Origin of the sequence: Dietzia sp. DQ12-76 (assembly GCF_014145045.1) — a bacterium.
GTDB lineage: Bacteria > Actinomycetota > Actinomycetes > Mycobacteriales > Mycobacteriaceae > Dietzia.
This window is the reverse complement of record NZ_JAALDV010000138.1, coordinates 1-5,721: the sequence shown is the minus strand read 5'-3', so window position 1 is coordinate 5,721 and position 5,721 is coordinate 1. Positions and strand designations below refer to the sequence as shown.

The following is a 5,721-nucleotide window of genomic DNA, read 5'->3' as shown; positions in this document are numbered from 1 at the left end:
AAGGCGGCGGCCGTGGTGCGCGGGGAGGCCGACGCCTACATCCACGCGGGCGGCCAGTACCAGTGGGACTCGGCCGCGCCGGCGGGCGTGGCCCTGGCCAGGGGGTTCGTCGCCGTGCGGGTGGACGGCTCCCCGCTGGAGTACAACGTCGCCGAGACCTATCTGCCGGACCTGGTGGTGTGCCGCCCGGACCTGGCCGAGGCGATCCTGGAGGCCATCGCGTCGGCGTGAGCGGTCACCTGCTGGTGATCAGGGCCCCCGCGATGGCCGCCATGAACGCGTCCTTGGCCAGGCTCATGCCCTCCTGGGACGGGCGGATGCCGTCGGACTCGGTCATCGAGGGGTTGCGGAAGTACATCGACAGCAGGCCCGCGGAGAAGGTGCCGAGCGCGGCGCCCGCGAGGCGCGGTGACACGACGGGCGTCAACAGGGCCGCGCCGATGCCGATCTCGGAGTAGGCGACGAACTTCCCGAACGTGTCCGGTTCCATCTTGGTCACCTGGGGCACGCCGGTGGCGGCGAAGCCCTGGAGGCCCTCGGCGGACTCGGTGGGCAGGTTCCGCTTGGACAGTCCCGAGTTGAGGACGAAGGCGCCGGTGACTCCGCGGAGGATGGCGTTGGACAGGCTCATGAGTGCTCCTGGAGGGTCGGGGTCGCGGGTGCTGCGACACAGGTGATGTCACGCTTTGGTGATGTGGCACCGACGAGGGTAACGCACGGGACCGGCACGTCACCCCCGCAGGAGATCGACCCCAGAGGATGCGCGTGGGGGTCGCCGGTGGAACAGTCACCTGCATGAGCGCGAACAGCACCCGAGACATCACCGACAAGCCCGACCCGGAGGCCGACCCCGACGCCGGCAAGCCCGAGTCGCCCACCTCGCTCAAGGCGGGGACCTGGAAGATCGGCCTGACGCGCGCCGCCGCGGAGTTCTCCAAGGACAAGTGCACGGACCTGGCCGCCGCGCTGACCTACTTCGCGGTGCTCTCGATCTTTCCCGCCCTGTTGGCGGTGGTGTCGCTGCTCGGGGTGTTCGGGCAGGGGCAGGAGACCGTCAACGCCGTGATGGAATTGTTCGAGGGCGCCGCGCCGGAGGAGACGCTCGCCGCGCTCCGCGGGCCGATCGAGTCTCTGGTCAATACCCCCGCCGCCGGCGTCGCCCTGGTCACCGGTCTGCTGGGTGCACTGTGGACGGCGTCCGGGTACGTAGGGGCCTTCGGGCGGGCGATGAACCGCATCTACGAGGTCGAGGAGGGGCGTCCCTTCTGGAAGCTCAAGCCCGCCATGGTGCTCCTCACCGCCGTGCTGCTCCTCCTCGTGTGCCTGGCCGGGCTCATGCTCGTCGTCAGCGGCCCCGTCGCGGAATGGGTGGGTGACCTGGTGGGTCTCGGTGAGACCGCGGTGACCGTGTGGGGCATCGCCAAGTGGCCGGTGCTGGTCCTCGTCGTCGTTGTGATCCTGGCCGCGCTCTACGGGTTCTCGCCCAACGTCAAGCAGCCGAAGTTCCGATGGGTCTCCCTCGGCGCGGTCGTGGCGCTGCTGGTCTGGGCCGTCGCCACCGCGGGGTTCGTGTTCTACGTGTCCAACTTCTCCAGCTACAACGCCACCTACGGCTCGCTGGCCGGCGTCATCATCTTCCTGCTCTGGCTCTGGATCACCAACAACGCGCTGCTCTTCGGGGCCGAGGTGGACGCCGAGGTGGAGCGGGCCCGCGAGCTGCAGGCCGGACTGCACGCCGAGGAGACCATCCAACTCCCGCCGCGGGACACCACCGCCAGCGACAAGGCCGAGGAGAAGCGACAGAAGACCATCGACGACTCCGCCGACATCCGCCGCGAGGCCCAGGCGGAACAGGCGCGCGACTCCCACTGACGTCGCGCGCCGCGCGGCGGGAGGCGCGAGGCGCTGTCGAGCAGCCACAATCGGGGTATGAACTCCTCCGGCGGGACCGCGTCGACCGCCCGACGCCGACTCCGCACCGTCCGCCTGGTCCTCGAACGCTCGGTGGGTGAGTTCTTCCGCGACCGTGGCCCCGATCAGGCGGGGGCGCTCACCTTCTACGGTGTGCTCTCGCTCTTCCCCGCACTCCTCGTGGTGGTCTCACTGCTCGGGGTGCTCGGTCAGGGCGCCAGGACGGTCGATGCCCTCATGGGCATGCTGTCCGACGTCGCCCCGGAGGAGATCCTGGATCCGATCCGGGACCCGGTCGAGGCGGTCGTCACGACGCAGGCCGCCGGCACGGCGCTCGTGGTCGGTGTGGTGATCGCGCTATGGACCGCATCCCGCTACGTGCGCGCGCTGGGCCGGGCGATGAACCTGGTGTTCGGGGTCGAGGAGGGGCGCCCGCCCTGGCGGCTGGTGCCCGTCGGTCTGCTGCTCACGGCGTTGCTCGTCGTCCTCGTGGCAGTGGGCGGACTGGCGCTGGTGTTCACCGGACCGATCGCCGAGACCGTGGGCGGGTGGATTGGTCTGGGAGAGACGGCACTGGCCGTGTGGGGCCTGGCCAAGTGGCCCGCGGCCCTCGTCTCCGCGGTTCTCGCGCTGGCGATCCTCTACCGATTCGCGCCCAACGTCGCCGGACGGAAGTTCCACTGGGTGTCGCTCGGGGCGGCCGCGGCGCTGCTCATCATGGGAGTCGCCACCGCCGGGTTCGGCTTCTTCGTCTCCCATTTCGGCAACTTCAACCGCTCCTACGGTTCGCTCGCCGGGATCATCGTGTTCCTGGTGTGGCTGTGGCTGGTCAACATGGCGGTGCTCTACGGCGCGCGTCTGGACACCGAGGTGTTGCGCATCCGCCAGCTCCGGTCCGGCATCCCGGCAGAGGAGAACGTGCAGGTTACCCCGAGGGACACCACCGCGAGCGATTTCTTCGCACGCAGGCGGGCCAGGATGCTCGAGGAGTACCGCGGGCTCCGACGCGAGCCGGAGGAGCCCACGGAGGCGGGGCGTGCACGACGGTAGGGTTGCCCGTATGCGCCTCGTCGTCACCGGGGGAGCCGGGTTCATCGGCGCCAACTTCGTCCACACGGTCATCCGCGAGCACCCGGGTGCCCACGTCACGGTGCTGGACGCGATGACCTATGCCGCCAATCGCGCGAGTCTGGCCGGACTCCCGTCGGATCGGGTCGAGCTGGTGGAGGCCGACTGCGCGGACCCCGCCGTCACCGACCGGCTCGTCGCGCAGCTCACGGGGCCTGACGACGCGGTGGTGCATTTCGCCGCCGAGAGCCACAACGACAACTCGCTCGCCACCCCGTGGCCGTTCGTGCACTCCAACATCGTGGGCACCTACGCCGTGCTCGAGGCCTGCCGCGGCCACGACGTGCGCCTGCACCACGTGTCGACCGACGAGGTCTACGGCGACCTGCAGCTGGACGATCCGGACAGGTTCACCCCGGCCACCGCCTACAACCCGTCGAGCCCGTACTCGGCCACCAAGGCCGGCGCGGACATGCTGGTCCGCGCGTGGGTCCGGAGTTTCGGTGTGCGCGCCACGATCAGCAACTGCTCCAACAACTACGGCCCGTACCAGCACGTCGAGAAGTTCATCCCGCGGCAGATCACCAACCTTCTCACCGGGCAACGCCCCCGCCTCTACGGCAGTGGAGCCAACGTGCGGGACTGGATCCATGTCGACGACCACAACTCGGCCGTCCTGCGGATCCTGGCCGGCGGCGAGCCGGGCCGCACCTACCTCGTCGGCGCCGACGGCGAACACTCCAACCTGCAGGTCATGCACATGATCTGCGAGCTCATGGGTGCCGCCGGTACGGACGGCGATCCCGGTTTCGACCACGTCACCGATCGTCCCGGCCACGATCTGCGGTACGCGATCGACGCCACCGCCACCCGCGAGGAGCTCGGGTGGGAGCCGCAGCACACCGACCTGCGGGACGGGCTGGCCCAGACCATCGAGTGGTACCGCGAGAACCGGGACTGGTGGGAGCCGGTCAAACAGAGCGTCGAGGCCCGGTACGCCCGGACGGAGAGGGTGCTGTGAAAGGCATCGTCCTGGCCGGCGGCAGCGGCACCCGGCTGCGTCCGCTGACGTTGGCGACGAGCAAGCAGCTCATGCCGGTCTACGACAAGCCGATGATCTACTACCCGCTGTCCACCCTCATGCTGGCGGGAATCCAGGACATCCTTCTCATCACCACGCCCGAGGACGCGCCGCAGTTCCGGCGGCTGCTGGGCGACGGCAGTCAGTTCGGCATCACCCTGAGCTACGTGGAGCAGGCCGCCCCCGAGGGGCTGGCGCAGGCGTTCGTGCTGGGAGCGGAGCACATCGGCGACGATGCGGTGGCGCTGATCCTGGGCGACAACATCTTCTACGGCCCTGGGATGGGGACGCAGCTGCGCAGGTTCGCCGACCTCGACGGCGGCGCCGTGTTCGCCTACCGCGTCTCCAACCCGGGCGACTACGGGGTGATCGACTTCGACCCGGACGGTCGCGCGATCAGCCTCGAGGAGAAGCCTCAGAACCCGTCCTCCGACTTCGCCGTACCGGGCCTCTACTTCTACAGCGCCGATGTGGTGGAGGTGGCGCGGAACCTCGAGAAGTCGCCGCGCGGGGAGTACGAGATCACGGATGTCAACCGCCACTACCTCGAGGCGGGCCGACTCCGGGTCGAGGTCCTCCCGCGCGGCACGGCGTGGTTGGACACCGGCACCCACGACTCTCTGCTCGACGCGGGCAACTACGTGCGGACCATCGAGGACCGGCAGGGCCTGAAGATCGGCTGCCCGGAGGAGGTGGCGTGGCGGATGGGGTATCTCGGCGACGACGAGCTCACCTCCCGCGCCCACGACCTCGAGAAGTCCGGGTACGGGGCCTACCTGCTCGACGTGCTCCGCCGCGAGAAGGGTCGGCACCTATGAACGGCGGCCATCCGGACGATCAGCATGCACAGCCGCTCCCCCCGATGCACGCCCGCCTGAGCAGCGGTGCACGCCGGAGTGCATCGGGAGGAGCGGATGCGGAGGGGGCGGGCGAACCCGTCCGCCCCGCCGGGCTGCCGAGAATCCTCGTCACCGGCGGTCGCGGGCAGCTCGGTCACGCGCTCTCCGGGGTGGCACACGCCCCGGGCCGTGACGAACTGGACATCACCGATCCCGCGTCGATCGCCGCGGCCCTCGATCGCCATGACCCGGAGGTCGTCGTCAACGCGGCGGCGTACACGAACGTCGACGAGGCCGAGACCGACGAGGCGGGCGCCCGGGCGATCAACACCGACGGCGCGGAGTCGCTCGCCGCGGCCTGCCGCGATCGCGGGATCCGGATGGTTCATATCAGCACCGACTACGTCTTCTCCGGTGAGATCCCCGGAGGAGGCGACCCGGCCACCGCTCCTGCGCTCGAACCCACGGACCCGACCGCCCCCTCCACCGCGTACGGGCGGACCAAGGTGGCGGGGGAGCGGGCTGTGCTGGGGGCTCATCCCGAGGCGACGATAGTCCGCACCGCGTGGCTCTACACCGGCCCGGATCGGGTGAGGGCGGGCCTGTCCGGAAGCGACTTCGTGGCCACCATGGTCCGACTGGAAGGCGAGCGGGACGAGCTCACCGTGGTCGACGACCAATGGGGCTCGCCCACGTCCACGCAGGCGCTCGCCGGCGCTCTTCTGCAGATGCTGGCCGCCGAGAAGGCCGGCCGGGTCGACACCCGCGGGCTCACCCTGCACGCTGCCGGGGGCGGACGCGCGACGTGGTGCGAGCTCGCCC

7 protein-coding genes are annotated in these 5,721 nt (G+C 70.1%); 6 read left to right on the top strand and 1 reads right to left on the bottom strand.

What is annotated here, in order from left to right; genetic code table 11:
• A partial coding sequence (locus G6019_RS05965; protein WP_304506195.1) for an inositol monophosphatase family protein occupies positions 1-231 on the top strand: 231 nt, incomplete at its 5' end.
• A 4-nt stretch (positions 232-235) separates the two neighbouring features.
• Here G6019_RS05965 and G6019_RS05960 read toward each other — a convergent pair.
• The gene (locus G6019_RS05960) at positions 236-631 is read right to left on the bottom strand and encodes a hypothetical protein (RefSeq protein WP_107757156.1); all 396 of its coding nucleotides are present in this window, start codon (positions 629-631) and stop codon (positions 236-238) included.
• 164 nt (positions 632-795) lie between these two features.
• On the opposite strand from G6019_RS05960, the gene G6019_RS05955 reads away from it, so the two are divergent.
• The 5 genes from G6019_RS05955 to G6019_RS05935 form a co-directional block, all read left to right on the top strand.
• Complete coding sequence (locus tag G6019_RS05955) at positions 796-1,872, top strand: YihY/virulence factor BrkB family protein (protein WP_182612774.1); 1,077 nt, start codon at positions 796-798, stop codon at positions 1,870-1,872.
• A 57-nt stretch (positions 1,873-1,929) separates the two neighbouring features.
• Positions 1,930-2,961: a YihY/virulence factor BrkB family protein gene (locus G6019_RS05950; protein ID WP_228549097.1), complete on the top strand. Its 1,032-nt coding sequence runs from the start codon at positions 1,930-1,932 to the stop codon at positions 2,959-2,961.
• A 10-nt stretch (positions 2,962-2,971) separates the two neighbouring features.
• A complete protein-coding gene (gene rfbB / locus G6019_RS05945; RefSeq protein WP_182612775.1) occupies positions 2,972-4,000 on the top strand; it encodes a dTDP-glucose 4,6-dehydratase in 1,029 nt (342 codons plus the stop codon).
• Positions 3,997-4,878 (top strand): glucose-1-phosphate thymidylyltransferase RfbA, encoded by an 882-nt coding sequence (gene rfbA, locus G6019_RS05940; protein ID WP_182612776.1) that lies wholly within the window; start codon positions 3,997-3,999, stop codon positions 4,876-4,878. The genes rfbB and rfbA overlap by 4 nt, the downstream gene beginning before the upstream one ends.
• Positions 4,879-5,069: 191 nt before the next feature.
• On the top strand, positions 5,070-5,721 hold a 652-nt coding region (locus tag G6019_RS05935), incomplete at its 3' end, for an SDR family oxidoreductase (protein WP_309230173.1).